The sequence below is a fragment of the Streptomyces sp. NPDC028331 genome, assembly GCF_055565775.1.
This window is the reverse complement of record NZ_JBVHTR010000001.1, coordinates 355759-378417: the sequence shown is the minus strand read 5'-3', so window position 1 is coordinate 378417 and position 22659 is coordinate 355759. Positions and strand designations below refer to the sequence as shown.

The 22659-nt window shown below is 72.9% G+C and carries 21 protein-coding genes; 6 read left to right on the top strand and 15 right to left on the bottom strand.

What is annotated here, in order from left to right; genetic code table 11:
• Positions 1 to 125: 125 nt before the first annotated feature.
• The 3 genes from ACZ4SW_RS01805 to ACZ4SW_RS01795 form a co-directional block, all read right to left on the bottom strand.
• Complete coding sequence (locus tag ACZ4SW_RS01805; protein ID WP_468236499.1) at positions 126 to 1580, bottom strand: glycine hydroxymethyltransferase; 1455 nt, start codon at positions 1578 to 1580, stop codon at positions 126 to 128.
• 318 nt (positions 1581 to 1898) lie between these two features.
• Positions 1899 to 3083, bottom strand: coding sequence for a glutathionylspermidine synthase family protein (locus tag ACZ4SW_RS01800; RefSeq protein WP_468236497.1), 1185 nt, complete (start codon positions 3081 to 3083; stop codon positions 1899 to 1901).
• Positions 3084 to 3090: 7 nt separating this feature from the next.
• On the bottom strand, positions 3091 to 3435 hold the full coding sequence (locus tag ACZ4SW_RS01795; protein ID WP_468236495.1) for a hypothetical protein: 345 nt from the start codon (positions 3433 to 3435) through the stop codon (positions 3091 to 3093).
• A 141-nt stretch (positions 3436 to 3576) separates the two neighbouring features.
• Here ACZ4SW_RS01795 and ACZ4SW_RS01790 point away from each other — a divergent pair, with 141 nt between their 5' ends.
• Positions 3577 to 4398, top strand: a complete 822-nt coding sequence (locus ACZ4SW_RS01790) for a hypothetical protein (RefSeq protein WP_468236697.1) — start codon at positions 3577 to 3579, stop codon at positions 4396 to 4398.
• Positions 4399 to 4428: 30 nt separating this feature from the next.
• Here the strand turns inward: ACZ4SW_RS01790 and pdxR are convergent, their stop codons facing one another.
• A complete protein-coding gene (gene pdxR, locus ACZ4SW_RS01785; RefSeq protein WP_468236492.1) occupies positions 4429 to 5925 on the bottom strand; it encodes a MocR-like pyridoxine biosynthesis transcription factor PdxR in 1497 nt (498 codons plus the stop codon).
• 47 nt (positions 5926 to 5972) lie between these two features.
• On the opposite strand from pdxR, the gene ACZ4SW_RS01780 reads away from it, so the two are divergent.
• The 3 genes from ACZ4SW_RS01780 to ACZ4SW_RS01770 are packed head-to-tail and all read left to right on the top strand — an operon-like array spanning position 5973 to position 7665.
• A complete protein-coding gene (locus ACZ4SW_RS01780) occupies positions 5973 to 6482 on the top strand; it encodes a carboxymuconolactone decarboxylase family protein (protein ID WP_468236489.1) in 510 nt (169 codons plus the stop codon).
• Entirely contained in the window at positions 6479 to 6952 is a 474-nt protein-coding gene (locus ACZ4SW_RS01775; protein ID WP_468236486.1) for a carboxymuconolactone decarboxylase family protein, read from the top strand. Before ACZ4SW_RS01780 ends, ACZ4SW_RS01775 begins: the two co-directional genes overlap by 4 nt.
• Entirely contained in the window at positions 6949 to 7665 is a 717-nt protein-coding gene (locus ACZ4SW_RS01770; RefSeq protein WP_468236484.1) for an isocitrate lyase/PEP mutase family protein, read from the top strand. The genes ACZ4SW_RS01775 and ACZ4SW_RS01770 overlap by 4 nt, the downstream gene beginning before the upstream one ends.
• A gap of 15 nt (positions 7666 to 7680) precedes the next feature.
• Here the strand turns inward: ACZ4SW_RS01770 and ACZ4SW_RS01765 are convergent, their stop codons facing one another.
• From ACZ4SW_RS01765 to ACZ4SW_RS01745, 5 genes are all read right to left on the bottom strand, one after another.
• Entirely contained in the window at positions 7681 to 8643 is a 963-nt protein-coding gene (locus tag ACZ4SW_RS01765; protein ID WP_468236482.1) for an ABC transporter substrate-binding protein, read from the bottom strand.
• A gap of 1 nt (position 8644) precedes the next feature.
• Positions 8645 to 10588: an ABC transporter permease gene (locus tag ACZ4SW_RS01760; protein ID WP_468236479.1), complete on the bottom strand. Its 1944-nt coding sequence runs from the start codon at positions 10586 to 10588 to the stop codon at positions 8645 to 8647.
• Positions 10588 to 11880 carry a quaternary amine ABC transporter ATP-binding protein gene (locus tag ACZ4SW_RS01755; RefSeq protein ID WP_468236477.1) on the bottom strand — a complete coding sequence of 431 codons (1293 nt, stop codon included), beginning with the start codon at positions 11878 to 11880 and terminating at the stop codon, positions 10588 to 10590. The genes ACZ4SW_RS01760 and ACZ4SW_RS01755 overlap by 1 nt, the downstream gene beginning before the upstream one ends.
• Positions 11880 to 13409, bottom strand: a complete 1530-nt coding sequence (locus tag ACZ4SW_RS01750; RefSeq protein ID WP_468236474.1) for a GMC family oxidoreductase — start codon at positions 13407 to 13409, stop codon at positions 11880 to 11882. Before ACZ4SW_RS01750 ends, ACZ4SW_RS01755 begins: the two co-directional genes overlap by 1 nt.
• 99 nt (positions 13410 to 13508) lie before the next feature.
• Positions 13509 to 15029 carry an aldehyde dehydrogenase family protein gene (locus tag ACZ4SW_RS01745; protein WP_468236472.1) on the bottom strand — a complete coding sequence of 507 codons (1521 nt, stop codon included), beginning with the start codon at positions 15027 to 15029 and terminating at the stop codon, positions 13509 to 13511.
• Between the two features lie 183 nt (positions 15030 to 15212).
• Here ACZ4SW_RS01745 and ACZ4SW_RS01740 point away from each other — a divergent pair, with 183 nt between their 5' ends.
• Positions 15213 to 15989 (top strand): hypothetical protein, encoded by a 777-nt coding sequence (locus ACZ4SW_RS01740; RefSeq protein ID WP_468236469.1) that lies wholly within the window; start codon positions 15213 to 15215, stop codon positions 15987 to 15989.
• A gap of 139 nt (positions 15990 to 16128) precedes the next feature.
• Here ACZ4SW_RS01740 and ACZ4SW_RS01735 read toward each other — a convergent pair whose 3' ends face one another.
• The 6 genes from ACZ4SW_RS01735 to ACZ4SW_RS01710 form a co-directional block, all read right to left on the bottom strand.
• Positions 16129 to 17118 carry a malate dehydrogenase gene (locus ACZ4SW_RS01735; RefSeq protein WP_468236467.1) on the bottom strand — a complete coding sequence of 330 codons (990 nt, stop codon included), beginning with the start codon at positions 17116 to 17118 and terminating at the stop codon, positions 16129 to 16131.
• Between the two features lie 429 nt (positions 17119 to 17547).
• Positions 17548 to 18747 (bottom strand): helix-turn-helix domain-containing protein, encoded by a 1200-nt coding sequence (locus ACZ4SW_RS01730; RefSeq protein WP_468236465.1) that lies wholly within the window; start codon positions 18745 to 18747, stop codon positions 17548 to 17550.
• A 357-nt stretch (positions 18748 to 19104) separates the two neighbouring features.
• Positions 19105 to 19671, bottom strand: coding sequence for a helix-turn-helix domain-containing protein (locus tag ACZ4SW_RS01725; protein ID WP_468236462.1), 567 nt, complete (start codon positions 19669 to 19671; stop codon positions 19105 to 19107).
• A gap of 107 nt (positions 19672 to 19778) precedes the next feature.
• Entirely contained in the window at positions 19779 to 20126 is a 348-nt protein-coding gene (locus ACZ4SW_RS01720; RefSeq protein WP_468236460.1) for a pentapeptide repeat-containing protein, read from the bottom strand.
• Complete coding sequence (locus tag ACZ4SW_RS01715; RefSeq protein WP_468236458.1) at positions 20072 to 20584, bottom strand: DUF3017 domain-containing protein; 513 nt, start codon at positions 20582 to 20584, stop codon at positions 20072 to 20074. Before ACZ4SW_RS01715 ends, ACZ4SW_RS01720 begins: the two co-directional genes overlap by 55 nt.
• On the bottom strand, positions 20574 to 21428 hold the full coding sequence (locus ACZ4SW_RS01710; RefSeq protein WP_103837461.1) for a bifunctional methylenetetrahydrofolate dehydrogenase/methenyltetrahydrofolate cyclohydrolase: 855 nt from the start codon (positions 21426 to 21428) through the stop codon (positions 20574 to 20576). Before ACZ4SW_RS01710 ends, ACZ4SW_RS01715 begins: the two co-directional genes overlap by 11 nt.
• Before the next feature lie 273 nt (positions 21429 to 21701).
• On the opposite strand from ACZ4SW_RS01710, the gene ACZ4SW_RS01705 reads away from it, so the two are divergent.
• Entirely contained in the window at positions 21702 to 22289 is a 588-nt protein-coding gene (locus tag ACZ4SW_RS01705; protein ID WP_468236456.1) for an RDD family protein, read from the top strand.
• Positions 22290 to 22659: the final 370 nt, after the last annotated feature.

Below are 22659 nucleotides of genomic sequence, written 5' to 3'. Positions count from 1 at the left end.
TGCTCTCCGTCCTTTTTCTCCCCCCCCCCCCCCCCCCCCCTACCCCCCCCCCCCCCCCCCCCCCCCCCCCCCCCCCCCGCGGCAGGAACTCATCGATCTGGGAGAGCTCCGGTGACCGGCTCCGGTCAGCCGAGGTCGATCTCCGGGTAGAGCGGGAAGCCCGCCACCAGGTCCGTCGCCCGCTGGGCGATCTCCTGGGCGACCTTCTCGTCCAGGACGTGGGCCGCCTTGGACGGGGCGCCGGACTTGGTGGTGCCCGGCTCGGTGATGGTGAGGACCCGGTCGATCAGGCCCGCCACCTCGTCCATCTCCGCCGTGCCGAGGCCACGGGTGGTGAGCGCCGGCGTGCCGATACGGATGCCGGAGGTGTACCAGGCGCCGTTCGGGTCGGCCGGGATGGCGTTGCGGTTGGTGACGATGCCCGACTCCAGCAGGGCGGCCTCCGCCTGGCGGCCGGTGAGGCCGTAGGAGGTGGCCACGTCGATCAGGTTCAGGTGGTTGTCGGTGCCGCCCGTCACCAGCGTGGCGCCGCGGCGCATCAGGCCCTCGGCCAGCGCCCGGGAGTTGTCCACGATCCGCTGGGCGTAGTCCCGGAACGCGGGCTGCCGGGCCTCCGCGAGCGCCACCGCCTTCGCGGCCATCACGTGCGGGAGCGGGCCGCCGAGGACCATCGGGCAGCCGCGGTCGACCTGGTCCTTGAGGGAGTCGTCGCACAGGACCATGCCGCCGCGCGGGCCGCGCAGCGACTTGTGGGTGGTGGTGGTCACGATCTGGGCGTGCGGGACCGGGTCGAAGTCGCCGGTGAGGACCTTGCCCGCGACCAGGCCCGCGAAGTGGGCCATGTCGACCATGAGCGTGGCGCCGACCTCGTCCGCGATCTCACGCATGATCCGGAAGTTGACCAGACGCGGGTAGGCGGAGTAGCCGGCGACGATGATCAGCGGCTTGAACTCGCGGGCCTGGACGCGCAGGGCCTCGTAGTCGATGAGGCCGGTGGCCGGGTCGGTGCCGTAGGAGCGCTGGTCGAACATCTTGCCGGAGATGTTCGGGCGGAAGCCGTGGGTGAGGTGGCCGCCCGCGTCCAGGGACATGCCGAGCATGCGCTGGTTGCCGAACGCCTGACGCAGCTCGGCCCAGTCGGCCTCGGAGAGGTCGTTGATCTGGCGGACGCCGGTCTTCTCCAGGAACGGGGCCTCGACGCGGTCGGCCAGCACGGCCCAGAAGGCGACGAGGTTGGCGTCGATGCCGGAGTGCGGCTGGACGTAGGCGTGGCGGGCACCGAACAGCTCGCGGGCGTGCTCGGCGGCCAGCGACTCGACGGTGTCCACGTTGCGGCAGCCGGCGTAGAAGCGGCGGCCGACCGTGCCCTCGGCGTACTTGTCGCTGAACCAGTTGCCCATCGCGAGGAGGGTGGCCGGCGAGGCGTAGTTCTCGGAGGCGATCAGCTTGAGCATCTCGCGCTGGTCGGCGACCTCCTGGCCGATGGCGTCGGCGACCCGGGGCTCGACCGCGCGGATCACGTCGAGCGCGGCGCGAAAGGCGGTGGACTCGGTGGAGAGGGGCGGCTGCTGCTCTGTCATGTCGGCCTCCGACGGCGTGGCTTGGCGGTCACGGTTCATGGTCGGCCCAGGCGCACGGCACTCGCTCGCAGGGCCCCGGCGACAGGGCCCGGGCCGCTCCCCGATGGTCGGTCCCATCCCAGCGCGCCAGTCACGGCCCGCCGTCAGCCTACCGGTCGTCCCGTCGCGGTCCGTTCCCTTGTCCATCATGCGAGCGACGACGGGAAGGGGGCGCACGTCCGCGTACGGCCGGCAGGGGAGCCCTCGTGAGCAGCACCGACGCCCTCGCGAGCACCACCGACGCCCCGTCGCGGCGGCGGCCGGGGCGCGGGCGCCCGCCTAGCGGATCACGTGCGGCAGAAAGCGTGCGTACTCGTCCGTGACCAGGCCCGACGACTCGCGGATGCCGAGGCCCGCCGACTCGTCCTCCACCACCCAGGCGCCGAGGACGACGTGGTTGCCGTCGAAGGAGGGCAGGGACGCCAGCTCCTGGTAGCAGCAGGGCTCCTCCCGCACGACGGGCTCGGCGCCCGGCGCGTGGACCGAGACCCCCTCGCCCTCGCGGCCGAGGAGCGGCTTGGCGACGTAGCCCGTGGTGCGGGCCAGGTCCCGGGGGCCGTCGAGGTGGGCGGGCAGCAGGTTCGGGTGGCCCGGGTACAGCTCCCAGAGGATCGCGAGCAGCGCCTTGTTGCTGAGCAGCATCTTCCAGGCGGGCTCGATCCACAGGGTGCTGCCGGTGCCGCCGCCGTTGTCCAGGGTGTCGAGGACGTGCCCGCCGAACCGGTCGGTGGTGAGCCACTCCCAGGGGTACAGCTTGAAGCAGCTGCGGATGAAGCGGAGCCGGTTGTCGACGAAGCGCTCCGAGAGGGGGTCCCAGCCGATCTCCTCCATGGAGATCCAGTCGGTGGCGAGACCGGCCTGCTCGGCGGTCTCCTTCAGGTAGGCGACCGTCATCAGGTCCTCGCCGAGTTCGTCGGCGGCGGAGTGCGCGAAGTACAGCGGACCGCCGGGCGGGAGCAGCGGCGCCTGCCTCTTCCAGGCGGCGACGAGGCGTTCGTGGAGGGAGTTCCACTGGTCGGCGCCGGGGAAGCGGTCCTCCATCCAGAACCACTGGGCGCTCGCCGCCTCCACGAGCGAGGTGGGCGTGTCGGCGTTGTACTCCAGGAGCTTCGCCGGCCCGGTGCCGTCGTAGCGCAGGTCGAACCGGCCGTAGACGGAGGGGAGTTCGGCGCGGCGGCGCCACGCCTCGGCGACCGCGGCGGCCACCCGCGGGTCGGTGATGCCGAGGTCGGCGAAGCGGCCGGTGGCGACGATGTGCCCGGCGGCGGCCAGACACATGGCGTGCAGTTCCTCGACGACCTCCTCGAGGGCCTCCACCTCGTCGAGCGTGAAGACGTAGTAGGCGCTCTCGTCCCAGTAGGGGCGCAGGGAGTCGTCCGGGTAGCGGGTCAGGGGGTAGATGACGCCCTGCGCCTCGACGGTCTGCTGCCAGCCGGGGCGGGGCTCGGTCGTCCGGCGTTCCACGGGGCGCTCAGCCCCCGGACTTGCCGTGACCGCTGCCGAAGCCGCCGCGGTCGACGCCGCCGCGGCCTGAGCCGGAACCGCCGGAACCCTTGCGGGGCTTGGTGAAGGAGCCGCCGTTGACGAAGCCGCCCTGCTTCTTGCCGCCGTAGTACCAGCCGCCGTTGACGGACGTCTTGGTGGAGCCGCAGTTCTTGTCGGAGACGACCTTGTAGCCCTTGCCGAGGATGTAGCTGTCACGGTCGACGCAGCGCTTGTCCGGGTCCGAGGAGCAGGCGGTGAGGGCGGCGGCGAGGAGTCCCACGCCGCCGAGGACGACGGTGCCCGAGCGCAGTTGCCGACGTGCGTCTGCCATGTTCGTTGATCCCCCGTCGAGTGAGAATTCGTTGAGCCTTCGGTGAGACTGTGCGTCGATCAGACTAGAGAGCGTCGCCGCCGCGTGCGCGCCTGCCCCGGTCCTTCGAGCGTCGCCTACAGTCGCTTCGTGCTTTGGGGAATGGTGTGCGCGCTGGCTGCGGCGGTCTGTTTCGGTACGGCGACGGTGCTGCAGGCGGTCGCGGCGCGGGCCGCCGGTACGGGCGGCGGCGGGGACGCCGCGCTGCTGCTGCGGGCGGTACGGCAGTGGCGGTATGTGGCGGGGCTCGCGCTGGACGGGCTCGGCTTCCTGTTCCAGATCGCGGCGCTGCGGTCGATCCCGATCTACGCGGTGGGCGCGGCGCTCGCCTCCAGCCTGGCGGTCACGGCGGTGGTCGCGGCGCGGCTGCTGCGGGTGCGGCTGACCGGCAGCGAGTGGTCGGCGGTGGCCGTGGTGTGCGCGGGGCTGGCCATGCTGGGCCTGGCGTCGGGGGCGGAGGGCGACCGGGGCGGGCCGGCGGGGCTCCGGTACGCGATGCTGGCGGCGGCGGTGTGCGTGCTGCTGCTCGGGCTGGCCGGGGGGCGGCTGCCGGGGCGGGGGCGTTCGCTGGTGCTGGGGCTGGGCGCCGGGTTCGGGTTCGGGGTGGTCGAGGTGGCGGTGCGGCTGATCGACTCGCTCTCGCCGCTGGGGCTGCTCACGAATCCGGCGGCGTACGCGCTGCTGGTCGGCGGCGGGGCGGCGTTCCTGCTGCTGACGACGGCCCTGGAGCGGGGTTCGGTGACGGTGGCGACGGCGGGCATGGTCGTGGGCGAGACGGTGGGGCCGGCGGCGGTGGGGGTGGTGTGGCTGGGCGACCGTACCCGGGAGGGGCTGACCTGGCTGGCGGTCCTCGGGTTCGCGGTGGCCGTGGCGGGGGCGCTGGCGCTCGCGCGGTTCGGGGAGGCGCCGGTTCGGGAGGCGTGACGGGGCGAACGTTGCCTGTCGGGGCACTAGTCACGGCAGCACCCGGCACAACGCCTCCAGCGCACCCGCCCAGGCGTGCTCCGGTGGGGTTCCGTAGCCCACGACCAGGGCGTCCAGTGGCTGTGTGGTCGCGGACGGGTGTCGGTACGTGGACAGACCCTGGAGTGACAGACCCTGCCAGGTGGCCGCTCTGACCACCGACGCCTCCGTGCCGGGGGGCAGTTGCAGCACCGCGTGCAGGCCGGCCGCGATGCCCCGGACCCGTACCTCCGGGGCGCGGGACGCGAGTGCGGTGACCAGGGCGTCGCGGCGACGGCGGTAGCGCAGGCGGGTCGCGCGGACGTGGCGGTCGTAGGCGCCCGAGGTGAGGAACTCCGCGAGGGTCAGCTGCTCCAGGACCCCGGTGGTCCAGCCGCCGGCGCGCTGGGTATCCACCACCTCCGGGACCAGGGACGCGGGCAGGACCATCCAGCCCAGGCGCAGGCCGGGGGCGAGGGACTTGCTGGCGGTGCCCAGATACACCACGTGGTCCGGGCCGAGGTCCTGCAGCGCGCCCACCGGCTGGCGGTCGTAGCGGAACTCCCCGTCGTAGTCGTCCTCCAGGACCAGGCCGCCGGTGCGGCGGGCCCAGTCGACCACGGCGGCCCGGCGCTCCGGGCGTAGGGCACCGCCCAGCGGGAACTGGTGGGACGGGGTCAGCAGCACCGCCGCCGGGTCGGTCAGGCCCTCGGTGCGGGTGCCGAAGTCGTCGAAGGGGAGCGGCACGGTGGGCAGGCCCGTCCGCTCCAGGATGTTCCAGTGCACGTCCAGGCCGTAGGACTCCACGGCGACCGAGCCCGGCCCGCGGCCGCGCAGCACCTCGCCGAGCAGCTTCAGGCCGTGCGAGAACCCGGAGCAGACGACGATCCGGTCGGGGTCCGCGCGGACGCCCCGGGCCCGGGAGAGGTAGCCGGCGAGCGCGGTGCGCAGTTCGACGCGGCCGCGCGGGTCGCCGTAGCCGAGGGCGTCGTTCGGTGCGGAGGCGAGGGCGCGGCGGGCGGCCTTCGCCCACTCCGCACGGGGGAAGGACCCGAGGTCGGGGGTGCCCGGCAGCAGGTCGTACGGGAGGCGGCCGGGCCGGCGCGGCTGGAGTGCGGGCCGCTCGGACGGCCGGGGCTCCATACTCCCCCGCCGCATCCAGGGCGTGGCGGGCGCTCCCGTGGCCACACCGGCGCCCGAACCCGTGGCCGCACCGGCGCCCGCGCCCGTGGCCGCACCGGCGCCCGCACCGGTGGCCACGCGGGTGCCCGAGCCCTGCCGCGCGGTGAGCCAGCCCTCGGCGACGAGATCGGCGTAGGCGTCGGCGACCGTGTTGCGGGCGATGCCCAGGTCGGCGGCGAGCGAGCGGGAGGACGGCAGGCGGGTGCCGGGCGCCAGGCGGCCGCTGCGGACGGCGTCGCGCAGGGCGTCGGTCAGGCCCCGGCGCAGGCCGGGGCCGGTCGGCTCCAGATACAGGTCGACGCCCAAAGTGGCCCATGTTTTCGCCATGTGAATGGACCATACTCCTGGGCTGCTTCGCTCGTAGGGTCGAGGGCATGACGACGAGCGAGAACACCACGACGACGGTCGAGTACGCGCCCGAGCACACCCCCCGCATGCAGTGGGCGAAGCACGCCCCCGAGGTCTACCGGACGATGGTCCGGCTCGACGCGGCGGCCGGGCAGGGTCTGGACCCGAAGCTGCGCGAGCTGGTGAAGATCCGCGCCTCGCAGCTCAACCACTGCGCGTTCTGCCTCGACATGCACACCAAGGACGCCCTGGCGGCGGGCGAGAGCGTGGAGCGGATCGTCCAGCTCAGCGCGTGGGAGGAGTCGCGGCACTTCTACACCGAGAAGGAGCTCGCGGCACTGGAGCTGACCGAGGCCGTGACCGTGCTGACGGATGGGTTCGTGCCGGACGAGGTGTACGAGCAGGCGGCCAAGCACTTCGAGGAGGCCGAGCTGGCGCAGCTCATCGCCGCGATCGCGGTGATCAACGCGTGGAACCGGTTCGGCGTGGCGACCCGCGCGGTGCCGGGACACTACCAGCCGGGCCAGTACAAGTGACGGCTCGCACGACCCGCCTGGACCCCGCGGTCCGGGCCTCGATGCAGGCCCTCGGCGCGGCCGCGAAGAAGGGGCTCGGCGACCCCGCCCTCGCCGAGCTGGTCCAGATCCGCGCCTCCCAGCTCAACCACTGCGCGTTCTGCCTGGACATGCATCTGGCGATCGCCCGGAAGCACGGGATCGGTGAGTCGAAGCTGGGCCTGCTGAACGCCTGGGAGGAGGCCGGGGACGTCTTCGACGAGCGCGAGCGGGCCGCCTTGGCGCTGACCGAGGCGGTGACCCTGCTGACCGGGGACACCTCGCGGACGGAGTCCGGGGGCGGCTTCGTGCCGGACGAGGTGTGGGACCGGGCCGCACGGCACTTCGACGAGGTCCGGCTCGCCCACCTGCTGGCCCTGATCACCGTCATCAACGGCTGGAACCGGCTGATGGTGTCCCGGCGGATCCCGGCGGGGAGCATGGAATGGTGAGCAAAGTCGACACGTTCCGCGCCCTGCACGACCGGCGCCTCCCCGGTGATCCGCTCGTCCTGCCCGGGCCCTGGGACGCGGCGAGCGCGCGGGCCCTCGTGGACGCGGGGTTCCCGGCGCTCGCCACACCCAGCGCCGGGATCGCCGCCTCCCTGGGGTACGCGGACGGGGCCACGCCCGCCGACGAGATGTTCTCGGCGGTGGCCCGGATCGTCCGGGCGGTCGAGGTGCCGGTGTCGGCCGACGTGGAGGACGGCTACGGGCTTGCCCCGAAGGAGCTGGTGGAGCGGCTCCTGGAGGCCGGCGCCGTCGGCTGCAACATCGAGGACTCCCGAGGAGGTGCCCTCAAGGACCCGCGCCGGCACGCCGACTGGCTCGCCGAGGTGCGGGCCGCGGCAGGCGACCGGCTGTTCCTCAACGCCCGCGTGGACACGTTCGCGCACGGGGACGGGGACCCGGAACGGGCGATCGAGCGGGCCGCGTGGTACGTCGCCGCGGGCGCCGACTGCATCTATCCGATCGGCGCCCCGGCGAACGTGCTGCCGCTGCTGCGGGCCGGCATCCAGGGGCCGCTCAACGCCTACGCCAAGCTGGACGGCGACGGCCCCTCGCCCGCCGAGCTGGGCGAACTCGGGGCCACCCGGGTCACGTTCGGGCCCTGGCTGCAGCGGCGCGCGACCGCGGCGCTGGGCGAGATCGCCGCGGGGCTGTAGGCGGGATCGGCGGGATCAGGCCAGCCACGCCTTCCAGGTGGAGGCGTGGCCGTCGACCCACTTCTTCGCCGCCTCATCCGGGGTCATCTTCTGGTCGGCGATCATCAGGGCGACCTCGTTCTGGTCCTCCGTCGTCCACCTGAACTTCTTCAGGAACTCCACGGCCTTGCCGCCGTGCTTCGCGAAGTCGGCGTTGAGGTACTTCTGCAGCGGTGTGTGCGGGTAGGCGCAGGCGACCTTCGCCGGGTCCGCGTCGCAGCCCTCCTTGTACGGCGGCAGCTTCACCTCCGTCATGGGCACCTTCTTGAAGAGCCACTGCGGGGCGTACCAGTACGTCAGGAAGGGCTTCTTCTCCTTCGCGAACTGCTTCATCTGCGTGATCTGGGCCGCCTCCGAACCCGCGAAAACCACCTGGTAGTTCAGCTTCAGGTTCTTCACCAGCGCCTTGTCGTTGGTGACGTACGACGGTGAGCCGTCCATGAGCTGGCCCTTGCCGCCGCTCTCCGCCGTGCGGAACAGGGAGGCGTACTTGTTCAGGTTCTTCCAGTCGGTGATGTCCGGGTGCTGCCGGGCCAGGTACGTCGGCACGAACCAGCCGATGTGGCCGGTCACCCCGAGGCCGCCGGCGCGCGTGATCGTCTTCTTGTCCTCGACGTACCGCTTCTCCTGGTCCGGGTGGCCCCAGTCCTCCAGGATCGCGTCGACCCGGCCCTGGCTCAGCGCGTCCCAGGCGGGCACCTCGTCGACCTGCACGGTGTCGACGCGGTAGCCGAGCTTGTGCTCCAGGATGTACTGCGCCACGGCCACGTTGGCCTGGGCGCCCACCCACGACTGCACGGACAGGGTCACGCTCTTGGAGCCCCCGGCGTTCGCGAAGGGCGAGGCCTGCTTGGTCATGTCGGCGGCGCCGCAGCCGGTGAGCAGCGAGCACACGGCCGCTCCGGCGGCGATCAGCGCCGTCCTGCGGGTCGGAGTCATCTCACGCTCCCTTCGTCGCGCGTCGCTCGGTCGGCTGCGTCACCCGGTCGAGCATCAGACCGAGGCAGACGATCGCGATCCCGGCCACCAGACCGGTCGCCAGGTCGCCCTGGGCGAGGCCGAAGACGACGTTGTAGCCGAGCGCGCCACCGCCGACCAGGCCGCCGATGATGACGACGGCGAGAACCAGGACCACGCCCTGGTTGACCGCGAGCAGCAGGGCCGGGCGGGCGAGCGGAAGCTGGACCTGGCGCAGTTGCTGCCCACTGGTCGCGCCGAGGGAGCGGGCGGACTCCAGTGCCGCGGGGTCGACCTGCCGCAGGCCCTGCGCGGTGATCCGGACGACCGCCGGAAGGGCGTAGACGATCGCCGCGGCGACGGCGGGTGCGCGGCCCACGCCGAACAGTGCGACGACCGGGATCAGGTAGACGAACTGCGGCATCGTCTGGAAGACGTCCAGGACCGGGCGCAGCAGCTTCTCGAAGCGGTCGCTGCGGGCCGCCGCGATGCCGGTCGCGAAGCCGACGACGAGGGTGACGGCGACGGCGGCGAGCACCTGGGACAGCGTGTCCAGGGACGGCTGCCACACACCGAGCACGCCGATCGCGGCCATCGCGAGGACGGCGGTCAGCGCGGTGCGCCAGGTGCCGATCAGCCAGGCCAGGGCGGCGACGATCAGCAGCACCGACCACCAGGGCAGCCACTGCAGACCCGAGCGGACGGGATCCAGGACCCAGGTGGTGAAGTGGCCCGCCCAGTCGGCGGTGCCGCCGACGTAGGGGACGCCGGAGTACAGGTGGGCGGTCATCCAGTCGACTGCGCGGTTGACGGGCTCGGCGATGCCCACCGTCCAGCCCGTGGGCCAGTCGAGACGGCCCAGCAGGCGCGCGGCCACGGCGACGGCGACGGTGGCGAGGGCCGCGTAGGCCCAGGGGCGGGCGCTGCGCTGCTCCTGCCCGAGCCGGTTGCCCGCCGCGGACGTCACCCGGTCCAGGACGACGGCCAGCAGCACGATGGGGATGCCCGCGGCCAGCGCGGCGCCCACGTCGACCGACGCCAGTGCCTGGTAGACGCGGTCACCGAGGCCGCCGGCACCGATCACGGAGGCGATGACCGCCATGGACAGCGCCATCATGATCGTCTGGTTGAGGCCGAGCAGGAGTTCCTTGCGGGCCAGCGGGATACGGGCGGTCAGCAGGCGCTGGCGTGCGGTGGCGCCGAGGGAGTCGACCGCCTCCAGCACCTCCTTGTCGGCACCGCGCAGTCCGAGGGCGGTCAGGCGGGCCATCGGCGGGGCGGCGTAGACGACCGTGGCGAGGACGGCGGCGGGGACACCGATGCCGAAGACCAGGACCACGGGGAGGAGGTAGGCGAACGCGGGCAGCACCTGCATGGTGTCCAGGACCGGGCGCAGGGCGCGTTCCACGCGGTCCGACAGGCCGGCGCCCAGGCCGAGCAGCGCGCCCACAACGACCGAGGCGAGGACCGCGACCACCATGAGGGCGAGGGTCTGCATGGTCGCCACCCACATGTCGAGCAGACCGCAGGCGAGGAACGCCGCGGCCGTGCCGAGGGCGAGGCGGACACCGGCCACACGCCAGGCCACCAGGGCGGCCGCGACCGTGACCCCCGGCCAGCCCGCGGCGAGGAGGACGAGGTAGACGGCGCGGACGGAGAGGACGACGGCGTTGCTGATGTAGCCGAAGAAGTAGAGGAACAGGGGGTGGCTGTCCCGGTTGTCGATGACCCAGTTGCTGGCCGTGGTGAGGGGCTTGGAGAGGTCGACGGTGAGGGAACCGGGCCAACTGGCGCCGGGCCAGCGGGAGTCGGCCAGCGGTACGAGGACCGCGGCGACGACCGCCAGCACCAGGAGCTTGCGGGCGGCGCGGGTCCTGAAGAAGCCGGGCAGGAGCGTGCGGGGGGCGCTTGCGGTGATCGTGGCCATCAGGCGTCCCCCTTGCCGGCGCTGAGCGGGGGACGGTTCGCCGGCCCCTGCTTGCCGGGTGCCTCCGTCACACCCGACTTGGCTCGCGCGGAGGTACCCGCCTCGCCCACCTGTGCCGCCACGGCGGCCCGCTTGCCCGCGGCCACGGCGGCCATCCCGGCCGCGGCCTTCTTGGCCCGGGCCGTGCGGGACGGCGTCTCCTCGCCCGTGCCCGTCTCCTTGCTCGTCGCCTTGCTCGCGGCGACCCCGGCGACCACCCCGAGCAGCGCCTCGGAGTCGACCAGGCCGAGGCAGCGGCCGTCGTCCACCACCCGCGCCGGGGCGCCGGCGCGGGCCACGGCCTCGATCGCCTCCGACACCGTCGCGTCCGGCGGTACCGCGGGGCCGCTGCCCGCCTCCTCCAGGGACGCGGTGCGCATGGCACTGCGGACGGTCATGACCTGTTCGCGGGGGACGTCCCGGACGAACTCGCGGACGTAGTCGTCGGCCGGGGAGCCCACGATCTCCTCGGGCGTGCCGAGCTGCACCACGCGGCCGTCGCGCATCAGCGCGATGCGGTCGCCCAGTTTGAGGGCCTCGTTGAGGTCGTGGGTGATGAAGACCATCGTGCGGCCCTCCTCGCGGTGCAGCCGGACGACCTCCTCCTGCATGTCGCGCCGGATCAGCGGGTCGAGCGCGCTGAACGGCTCGTCGAACAGGAGCACCTCGGGGTCGACGGCGAGCGCCCGGGCGAGCCCGACGCGCTGCTGCTGGCCGCCCGAGAGCTGGCCGGGGCGGCGGTGCTCCATGCCCTCCAGGCCGACCTTCGCGACGACCTCGGCGGCCTTCTCGCGGCGTTCGGACCTGCCCAGGCCCTGGATCTCCAGGCCGTAGGCCACGTTGTCGAGGACCGTGCGGTGCGGCAGCAGGCCGAAGTGCTGGAAGACCATCGCGGCCCGGTGGCGGCGCAGTTCGCGCAGCCGGGACCGGTCCATGGCGCGGACGTCCTCGCCGTCGATGACGATGGTGCCCGCGGTCGGTTCGATGAGGCGGGTCAGACAGCGCACGAGCGTGGACTTGCCCGAGCCGGACAGGCCCATGACGACGAACACCTCGCCCTTGCGGACGTCGAAGCTCACATCACGGACGGCGGCCGTGCAGCCGGTGCGTTCGCGCAGCTCGGCGGGGCTCAGCGCGCCGAGCTCCGGGTCGGTGGGGACGCGGTCCGCCTTGGGCCCGAAGACCTTCCACAGGCCGTCGACGGAGAAGACCGGCGCGTTCGAGACCGGGGTGTTCGAGACCGGGGTGCTCATCACGCACCACCTCCGATCAGGTCGGCGGCCTTCTCGCCGACCATCAGCACCCCGATCATCGGGTTGACGGCCGGCATGGTCGGGAAGACGGAGGCGTCGGCGACGCGGATGCCGTCCAGGCCGCGGATGCGCAGCTCGGGGTCGACGACGGCGAGGTCGTCGGTCTCGGCGCCCATGCGGCAGGTGCCCGCCGGGTGGTACACGGTGTGGGCGGCCTTGCGGGCGTACTCGCTCAGTTCCTCGTCACCCGTGACGTCCGGGCCCGGGCACACCTCCCGCTTCAGCCACCCCGCCAGCGGCTCGGTCTTCGCGATCTCGCGGGCGATGCGGATGCCGTCGACGAGGGTGCGGCCGTCGTAGTCGTCCTCGTCGGTGAAGTAGCGGAAGTCCAGGGCCGGCTTGACCGACGGGTCGGGGCTGGTCAGGTACAGCCGGCCGCGGCTCTTGGGCTTGGGGATGTTGGGGGTCATCGAGACGCCGAACTCGGGCCGCTCGTAGCCGAGTCGCTCCGGGTTGTCCGTGAACGGGATCTGGTAGAAGTGGAACATCAGGTCCGGGCCCGCGTGGCCGGGGTCGCGGCGCACGAACAGGCCCGCGTCGGAGTCCATCGCGGAGTTCTCCGGTATGGGGCCGTTGGTCTCCCACACGATGACCGACTCGGGGTGGTCGAGCAGGTTCTCGCCGACGCCCGGCAGGTCGTGCACCACCGGGATGCCGAGCCGCTCCAGGTCCGCCTTGGGGCCGATGCCGGAGTGCAGCAGCAGCCGCGGCGAGTCGACGGCGCCGGCGCACAGCACGACCTCCCGCCGGGCCCGTACGAGGATCTCCTCGCCCTCCTTGGTGCGCACGTGCACGCCCCGCGCGCGGGTGCCGTCCAGCTCCAGCCGGTACGCCCACGTCTCCAGCAGGATCGTCAGGTTGGCGCGTTCGTCCATCACGGGGTGCAGATACGCCACCGACGCGCTGGAGCGCTTGTTGTCCTCCGGGTGGTAGGCGAGGTCGAAGAAGCCGACGCCCTCGGTGAACGGCTTCTTGTTGAAGCCCTCGACGCGGGGGACGCCGAGCGCGGCCTGGGCGGCGTCCACGAAGTCGCGGGCGATGGCGTTCCGGTCCTTCTCGTCGACCGGGACGATGTTGTTCTTCAGCCGCGCGTAGTAGGCCTCCATCGGGACGGCGCCCCAGCCGTCGGCGCCGGCGGCCTCCCACTCGTCCCAGTCGGACGGCAGCGGCTTGAAGGCGATGAGGGTGTTGTGGGAGGAGCAGCCGCCGAGGACGCGGGCGCGGCTGTGCCGGATGTGGGAGTTGCCGCGCGGCTGTTCGGTGGTCGGGTAGTCGTAGTCGAGTTCGCCGCCGAGCAGGCCCATCCAGCGGCGCAGGGTGAGGACGTCGTCGCGGCCGACGTCGCTCGGGCCGCCCTCGATGACGGCGACGGTGACGTCCGGGTTCTCGGTGAGGCGGGAGGCGATGACGGAGCCTGCGGTTCCGCCGCCGATGACGACGTAGTCGTACTCGCGGGTGGTCTCGGGCATGGGCGTCTTGCTCCAGGGATACGGGGGAGGTGGGGGGAGTGGGGGGACGGGAAGGCGGGGGGTGGTGGGAGGTCGGTGATCGGTCCGAGGGGGCGGGGGTCAGCCCGCGAACCACCGCACCGGCTTGGGGGCGAGGTTCTGGTAGACGTGCTTGGTCTCGCGGTACTCGGCGAGGCCGGCCGGGCCGAGTTCGCGGCCGATGCCGCTCTTGCCGAAGCCGCCCCACTCCGCCTGCGGGAGGTAGGGGTGGAAGTCGTTGATCCAGACGGTGCCGTGGCGCAGGCGTCCGGCGACGCGGCGGGCGCGGCCGGCGTCGGCGGTCCACACGGCGCCGGCGAGGCCGTACTCGGTGTCGTTGGCGAGCGCCACCGCCTCGTCCTCGGTGCGGAAGGTCTCCACGGTGAGGACGGGCCCGAAGACCTCCTCCCGGACGACCTTCATCTCCCGGTGGCAGCGGTCGAGGACGGTCGGCTCGTAGAAGTAGCCGGTCGCGGGCCGGATGTCGCTCGGCTCGGGCCGCTTGCCGCCGCAGCGCAGCACCGCGCCCTCGGAGAGCGCGGAGGCGACGTACGCCTCGGTCTTGGCGCGCTGCTGTTCGGAGACGAGCGGGCCGCACTCGACGCCCTTCTCGGTGCCGCGGCCCAGCTTGATCTTCCCGGCGCGGCGGGCGAGTTCGGCGACGAAGCGGTCGCGGACGGACTCCTCCACGATGAGGCGGGCGCCCGCCGAGCAGACCTGGCCACTGTGGATGAAGGCGGCGTTGAGGGCCTGGTCGACGGCGGTGTCGAAGCCCTCCTCGGTGGCGCAGGCGTCGGCGAAGACCACGTTGGGGTTCTTGCCGCCGAGCTCCAGGGCGATCTTCTTGACGCCCGCGGCGGCGGCCTGCGCGACCTTCGTGCCGCTGACCAGGCCGCCGGTGAAGGAGACGAGGTCGACACCGGGGTGCTCGGCGAGCCGGGCGCCGACGGAGTGCCCGGGCCCGGTGACGATGTTCGCGACCCCGTCGGGCAGCCCGGCCTCGGCCAGCAGCTCGATCAGCGCGATCGTCGTCATCGGGGTGATCTCGCTGGGCTTGACCACGAACGTGTTGCCTGCGGCGAGGGCCGGGGCGATCTTCCAACTCGCCTGCAGCAGCGGGTAGTTCCAGGGAGTGATCAACGTGCACACGCCGATGGGTTCGTGCACGACCACGCTGTGGATGTCGGGCGAGCCGGCGTCGACGACCCGGCCGGCGCCCTCGGCGGCGACCAGGTTCGCGAAGTACCGGAAGGCGTCGGCGACGCAGTCGATGTCGACCCGGCCCTCCTCGACGGTCTTGCCGGCGTCCCGGCTCTCCAGCAGGCCCAGTTCTTCGCGATCGCGTATGAGAAGATCGGCGACGCGGTGCAGCAGCGCGGCGCGCTCCGCGACCGGCGTGTGCGGCCACGGCCCCTCGTCGAAGGCCCGGCGCGCAGCCTCCACCGCGGCGTCGGCGTCCCGCTCGTCACCTTCCGCGACCACGGCGAACGGGGTGGCATCCGCCGGGTCGAGGACTTCGCGCGTGGCGCCGGAGAGGGCCGAGCGCCACTCCCCCGCCACATGGATCGTCTGCTCTGCCTGCCGTGCCTGCTGTCCGGCCATGATCGGTACTGCCTTCCGGTTCCTGTGCGGTGCCCCTGTGTCACACCGGTGTCACTCGGGGCCGGGTGCGCTCCTGCCCCCGACCCGTCGATGCATGCGGGCTCCGCGGCCGAAAGTGCGGAGCGTCACTAAAAATGCGGTCGAAAAGGGTGAAAAGTACGCTGAGCCACTGGAGGTGACGTGATGTCCCGAACCCATGGCTTCGCGATCGCTACGAGCGCCCTGTCGATGGCGCTGCTGCTGCCCCCCGTGCTGTTCTCCCCACCGGCGAGCGCCGCCGTCCCCGCCCAGACCGGAGGAAACCAGAGCCCGCAGCAGCTCGCCGCACTGGCGGAGCAGGGGCTGCGGAACGCCACATCCGTCCGGCTCGTCTACGAGGACCGCAGCGCGACGGCGACGTCGAGCAAGCGTCTGCCCACGTCGATGGACCTCGCCCTGGACCGGGCCGGGAACTGCGCCGGCACCATGACGCTGGGCGGACACGGCGGCACCGTCCAGATCGTCAAACGGGGCAGCGACGTGTGGCTGAAGCCGGACGCGGCCTTCTGGAAGGCGGAGTACCCCGGCAAGCGGGGTGCCGACCTGGCCACGACGTTCAGCGGCCGCTACATCCACGGCTCCACGTCCAGCAACCTGCTCGCCGGCATCGCGAGCACCTGCGACCTCCGGCAGATCCAGCAGGTCGCGAAGGTCTCCGTGCCCTCCTCCCTGAAGGAGGGCCTCGCGACGAGGATCGACGGCACCCGGGTGGTCCCGCTGACCTTCACGGTGAACGGCTTCACCTCGACGCTGTACGTCACCACGGGCAAGGCGCACCGCCTCTACCGTGCGGCCCAGAAGGGCCCGGACACGGATCTGAGCCTGACCTTCACCGCCTACAACGTGCCGGTGCCGAAGACGACGCCGCCGGCGAGCCGGACGGTGGACATCTCACGGGTTCCGCAGCCGTCGCGGACCTGAGGGACAGGGCGGGGCCGCCGGCCCCGGGAGGCGTGCCGGCGCCTTCGGCCCGGTCCCGACGCCCGCGCCCCGGCACGACGAAGCGGGCCCCGCTCCGGAGCGAACCGGAACGGGGCCCGTGGCGCGGGGCGCCGACGTGTCAGATGAGGCCGAGGCCGCGGACCGCGTCGCGCTCCTCCTCGAGCTCCTTGACGGAGGCGTCGATGCGGGCGCGGGAGAACTCGTTGATCTCCAGGCCCTGGACGATCTCGTACTTGCCGTCCTTGGTGGTGACCGGGAAGGAGGAGATCAGGCCCTCGGGGACGCCGTAGGAGCCGTCCGACGGGATGGCCATGGAGGTCCAGTCGCCCTCGGCGGTGCCGTTGACCCAGGTGTACACGTGGTCGATGGCGGCGTTGGCGGCGGAGGCGGCCGACGAGGCGCCGCGGGCCTCGATGATGGCGGCGCCGCGCTTGGCGACGGTCGGGATGAAGTCCTCGGCCAGCCACTTCTCGTCGTTCACGACCTCGGCGGCGTTCTTGCCGGCGACCGTGGCGTGGAAGATGTCCGGGTACTGGGTGGCGGAGTGGTTGCCCCAGATCGTCAGGCGCTTGATGTCGGCGACCGAGGTGCCCGTCTTCTTCGCGAGCTGGGTCAGCGCGCGGTTGTGGTCCAGACGCGTCATCGCGGTGAACCGCTCGGCCGGTACGTCCGGCGCGGCGGCCTGGGCGATCAGGGCGTTGGTGTTGGCCGGGTTGCCGACGACCAGGACCTTGACGTCGTCCGCGGCGTGGTCGTTGATGGCCTTGCCCTGCGGCTTGAAGATGCCGCCGTTGGCCTCGAGGAGGTCACCGCGCTCCATGCCCTTCGTGCGGGGGCGGGCGCCCACCAGGAGGGCCACGTTGGTGCCGTCGAAGGCCACGTTCGGGTCGTCCGTGATGTCGATGCCCTGCAGGAGCGGGAACGCGCAGTCGTCCAGCTCCATGGCCGTGCCCTCGGCGGCCTTGAGAGCCGGGGTGATCTCCAGGAGGCGCAGCTTGACCGGCACGTCCGCGCCGAGCAGCTGGCCGGAGGCGATGCGGAAGAGCAGTGCGTAGCCGATCTGGCCGGCCGCGCCGGTGACGGTGACGTTCACGGGAGTGCGGGTCATGGCGTTCTCCGTATGACAGCTGGCGGTGGGGCGTCGTCGCCCCGGGGTGGGGGATCCCCGTCACCGGCTCGTGGCCGGCGCCCGCCGCGACGATCGATCACGGTTACGGATGATCGATCTCTTGGCGTCAAGAGAGATCCAGCGGTCAGGCTATCGCGCCTCCGGGATCCCGGACGGCCGGGCCCGTGTGGCCCGTCCCACAACATCACGAGGCGGCGGCCGCCTGCTCGATGAGGGGGGACTGAGCGGCGGCCGCCGTGGGGGGTGTCCGACCGGAAGGGGGTTCGGCCCTCCGGCGCTGCCGGACTCCCGTGGGGGTGTACGGTCCGCTTGCCCCGCGCCGGGACGCTCATGCGTCCTCGTGGCGTGATTCTTTTCGGCGAGGGACGCACGGCACCCTTCCGCGCGCCCCCGACTGCCGCCGCCGTGCTACTTCGTGCACCCCTTCTGCCCCGAGCCCAGCGTCACGCACGCCTTCGCCGCGGCCCCGTCCTTCACGGCCACCATCGGGGTGTACGCGTCGGTGTCCCCGGCGGTGGTGACGGAGCCCGTCTGCTTCCGCGCCCCGGCCGCCGACACCTCGACCGTGTCGCCACGCGCCGCCCGGGTGATACGGGCCCACGCGGCGCCGCAGGTCCTGCTGTAGCGGACCTCGACGAGGGTGGTGCCCACGGTGACGCTGGTGCTGGTACCCGCCTGTGTGCCGCCGCAGCCCATGGCCTCCGGGTCCTTGCCCGTGCAACTCGCCCCGCTGCACCTGACGCCGGGCGGCAGGTCGGCGTCCGGGCTCGGCGAGGTCGCGGTGGGCCTGGGGGCGGCGGCGGGCTCGTCGTCGCCGCCGGTGAGGTAGAACGCCGCCGCGATCACCAGGAGCGCCCCGAGGAGCCCCGCCACGAACATGGTGAGCCGCCGCCTGCGGCGCGCCGCGCCGAACCCGCCGCCGGTGTCCGGCCGGGCATCGGAGGGTGCCGGTCCGTGCGGCCCGGGCGCGTCCGGAGCGGGCGCCGGTGCGGGGGCCGGTCCCGTGGCCTCGGGCGCCGTGTCCGGGCGCCGGCCGGCCCTCGACGGCCCCTTGAACCCGGCGAGCCCCCAGGAGTTGCCGCCCGTCGAACCCGCGTCCCCCGAACCGCCGCGCGCCGTCCCGGAGTCGCCCGCCGCGTCCGGGGTCTGCTCGGGCGTCGGCTGCGGCGGCACCGTCGGGGAGACCCCCGCGGGGCCCGCGACACCGGGCGTGGCCGTGACGCTGCGGGTGGCCCTGCCGCCGCGGCCGGGGTCCTCGGCGGCCGCCCCGAACTCGCCGAGCGCGGCGCGCGCCTGGGAGATCCGGATGGCCTCCATGGTTCTGTCGTGCCGCATCTCCGCCCGGCTCCAGGCCCGTTCGGCCAGCTCCCACATGGTGGTCAGATGAACGGGCGGGGTGCCGGTCACCTCGGCGAGGGCGACGATCGCGCCCTTCGGTGCGAGCAGCCGGCCGCCCAGGTAACGCTCCCAGGACGTCTTGCTGTAGCCCGTGCGGTCGGCCACGGCGGACACGCTCAGACCACTGCGGTCCACGAGCCGCCGGAGCTGTGCCGTGAACTCCTTCACCTGCGGGTCGAGTTCATCGGGCAAGGCCTTCCAGCGAGGCATTGCTTCCCCCCTCTTTCCCCCGGTATGTGCTGTTGTTCCCCTGCTTCCCCGTGCGTGGTGCCCGCTGCCGAGTCCCCGTTGTGGCTACCCACGCCGAGCGTGTCCGGCCGGGGTGCGTGCCGCCGGGACGGGGCGCACCGAGGCAGTCGGGCGGGGGCGAGCGCCGTCACACGCCCCGTGTTCGGTTCGATCGCGCGGGACGTCCCGGACCGTCCCGATTGGACACGTTAGCCGCCGTGTGCGAACGGTTCGCGGTCCATGCGCGAACTTGTCAACACATCGACACAACGGGAACACGGCGGCGACCTCACCGGGCACAGGGCGGCACAGGGGGCACGCCCGGCACAGGGGTCCGGCTCACCCGAGGGCCAGGGCGCCGACGACGGCGACGACGAGCAGCGCCAGCAGGCCGAGAACCGCGGCGAGGAGGAGCCGGCTGAGCCGGCGGCCGGCGGGACGGGGCTCGGGCTCCTCCTGGAGCCGGTCCCACCACGGAATCGTCGGGTCCTCCTCGTACTGTCCCGGGACGGGAGCGGGGGCGGGACCTCCCGCCGGGGTGGGGGCGGGACCTCCCGGCGCCGTGCGCGCCGGGCCTCCCGCCAGAGCCTGCGCCGGACCTCCCGCCGCGGCGGGCGCGGGGGCCGGCTGCCGGGGCCAGGCGTGCACCGCCAGCTCCCAGCGCACACCGAACCGTTCGGTCTCCTCGGCCTCGAGCCCCGCGACCCGGCACAGCGCCGTGACCGCCTGGCGGGGCGGCGGCTGGGTGGCGTTGAGGTAGCGCTGCCAGGAGGACTTGCTGTACGCGGTGCGGGCGCCGAGGGCGACGAGGCTGAGCCCGGTGCGGTCCTTCAGGAGCCGCAACTGCTCCACGAAGTGCCGTACTTCCGGCGGCAGATCGTCCGGCAGCGGCTGCCAGGCGCCCATCGCTCACCCCTCCGCGTCACCCGGTCAAAGAGCGTGTATCCGTTCGATTGACGGCGTCAGGGGCGGGACCGGTTCCGTTGCGGGGCTCCGGCACCGTAGCGGAATGGTCACTTCCGTGCCACAGCGGACTGCCAGGTGTTGAACAGCTCCGCCATGTACATGAAGGTGTTTCCGGCGTCCCGGTCCCTGACGGGGGTGGGGACCGGGACGCCGCCTCGAGACCGGGCAGGGTCGGTTCGCACAGGGTCGGTTCGGACACGGACAGCTCGCCTACGGCCGTTCGGGCACGAGCCGTTCGGGCACGAGCCGTTCGGGCACGCGCCGTTCAGGCACGCGCCGTTCAGGCACGCGCCGTTCAGGCACGCGCCGTTCAGGCACGCGCCGTTCAGGCACGCGCCGTTCAGGCACGCACCGTGAAGTGCAGCGTGTCGTCCAGGAACGGTATCTCCAGCCACGGGTGGGGCTGCGCCATCATCGCCAGCAGCACGATGGCCAGGCCCAGGACGCCGTACGTGACCATGTCCGTGAAGCGGGAGCGCACCGCGAGCATGCCCACGTCGGGCAGCGCCCAGCGCATCACGGCGCCGCCCAGCAGCGCGACGCCGATCAGGATCGTGCCGAAGCGGAACGCGTCCAGCGCGGTCAGCAGCAGGCCGAGGCCGACGACGGCCAGCACGGTGAGGATGGGCCACTGCCGGGCGGGCGCGGGAGCGTCACGGGGCGCGGCCCTGCCACCGCCCTCGGGCCGCGCGGTGTCGCGGGTGACCCGCGGAAACCGCCGGGTCGCGCGCCGCGGCACACCGTCCACGTCGGGGGCGCTGACCGCGTCCGTCACCACCGGGTCGGTGTCGGCTTCCCGCTGCCCCGCGGCGCCCTCTTCCGGGTCGCCCGCGGGCCTGGCCTCAGCCGACACTGCGCTCCGCCGCCTCGACCACGTTGACCAGCAGTTGGGCCCGGGTCATCGGGCCGACACCGCCCGGGTTCGGGGAGATCCAGCCGGCCACCTCGGCCACGTCCGGGTGGACGTCGCCGACGATCTTGCCCTCGGCGTTGCGCGAGACACCGACGTCCAGGACGGCCGCGCCCGGCTTCACGTCCTCGGCGCGGACCAGGTGGGCCGAGCCGGCCGCGGCGATCACGATGTCGGCGCGCTTGAGGTGGGCCGAGAGGTCGCGGGTGCCCGTGTGGCACTGGGTGACCGTGGCGTTCTCGCTGCGCCGCGTCAGCAGCAGCGGCATCGGGCGCCCGATGGTCACGCCCCGGCCCACGACCACGACCTCGGCGCCCTTGATCTCGACGCCGTAGCGGCGCAGCAGGGTGAGGATGCCGTTGGGGGTGCAGGGAAGCGGCGCCGGCTCGTTCAGGACGAGGCGGCCGAGGTTCATCGGGTGCAGGCCGTCCGCGTCCTTGGCCGGGTCCATCAGCTCCAGGATCCGGTTCTCGTCGATGCCCCTGGGCAGCGGGAGCTGCACGATGTAGCCGGTGCAGGCCGGGTCCTCGTTCAGCTCGCGGACGACCGCCTCGATCTCCTCCTGGGTGGCCGTCGCGGGCAGCTCGCGCTGGATCGACGCGATGCCGACCTCGGCGCAGTCGCGGTGCTTGCCCGCGACGTACTTGCGGCTGCCGGGGTCGTCCCCGACCAGGATCGTGCCGAGGCCGGGCGTGACGCCCTTCTCCTTCAGCGCCGCCACGCGGGCGGTCAGATCGGACTTGATCGCGGCTGCGGTGGCCTTGCCATCGAGAATCTGGGCGGTCATGGTCCCATCCTCGCGGATGACCCGGCCCTGGTTCCAATCCGGGTGGGAAGCGCTCCTCGGGCTCGCCGGCGGGAGCGGCCGGACCGGGAGGATCACGCACATTGCGACTGCACAACACATGTTTCCGGCGACTGGACAGATCACCGCCGCTACTAGAACGATGAGCTGCGCAGTTACGCGGTTCGTGTTCGGGGGGCAAACCGCTCGGTTCGTGACGTTCCTCCGCGCAATCCGCATCGTCCCCGCATGCATGCGTCAACGGAGGAAACGGCCATGAGTTTCGGCTCGCCCAACAACCCCTACGGACAGCCGCAGGACCCCCAGCAGGGGTACGGATACCCCCAGCAGGGCCAGCAGCCCGGGTACGGCTACCCCCAGCAGGGCCAGCAGCCCGGGTACGGCTACCCCCAGGCGCCGGGCGTGCCGCCGCAGGCCGCCTACGGGTACCCGCAGCAGCCCGGGTACGGGGTCCAGCCCTCGTACGCCAACTGGGGTCAGCGGTTCCTGGGGACGCTGGTGGACGGGCTCGTGTTCGCCGTCCCGTACCTGCTGATCATCCTCGGACGCAACACGCCCGCACTGATGCTGATCGGGTTCCTCATCATCTTGGGCCTCGCCATCTGGCAGCTCATCATGGAAGGCCGCACCGGCCAGACCCTCGGCAAGAAGGCGCTCGGCATCCGCCTGGTGCGGGAGATCGACGGCCAGCCGCTCGGCGTCGGCATGGCCTTCGTCCGCCGCCTCGCCCACTTCCTGGACAGCCTGGCCTGCTACCTGGGCTGGCTGTGGCCGGCCTGGGACGCCAAGCGCCAGACGTTCGCCGACAAGGTCTGCTCGTCGATCGTCATCCGCTCGAACTGAACCCGGGCCGACGTCGCACACTCTCCCACCCAGGGCCGTGTCCCCTCCCCGTGAGAGGCGGACACGGCCCTGACGCGTCGGGCCTTCCCGACCCGGGTGGCGGTCGGGCCTCGGGCAGTGGTCGGGCACGGGGGACGCCGTACGGCGAGGGCGTTCACGCGGTAGGTCCGGTCCTGGACGGCGAGCGAGGTGGCACCCGGCTGCCCGACTCCGCCCAGCACGCACCGGCGAACGGCCCGGCAAGCGACGGGGGCCCGGGGGGGGGGGGGGGGGGGGGGGGGGGGGACCCCTACCCTGACACGATCTCATGGGATAGGGGGAGGGGGGGGTCGTGGGGGGGGAGCACGTTTTCATGCCTGTCTTTCTTTTC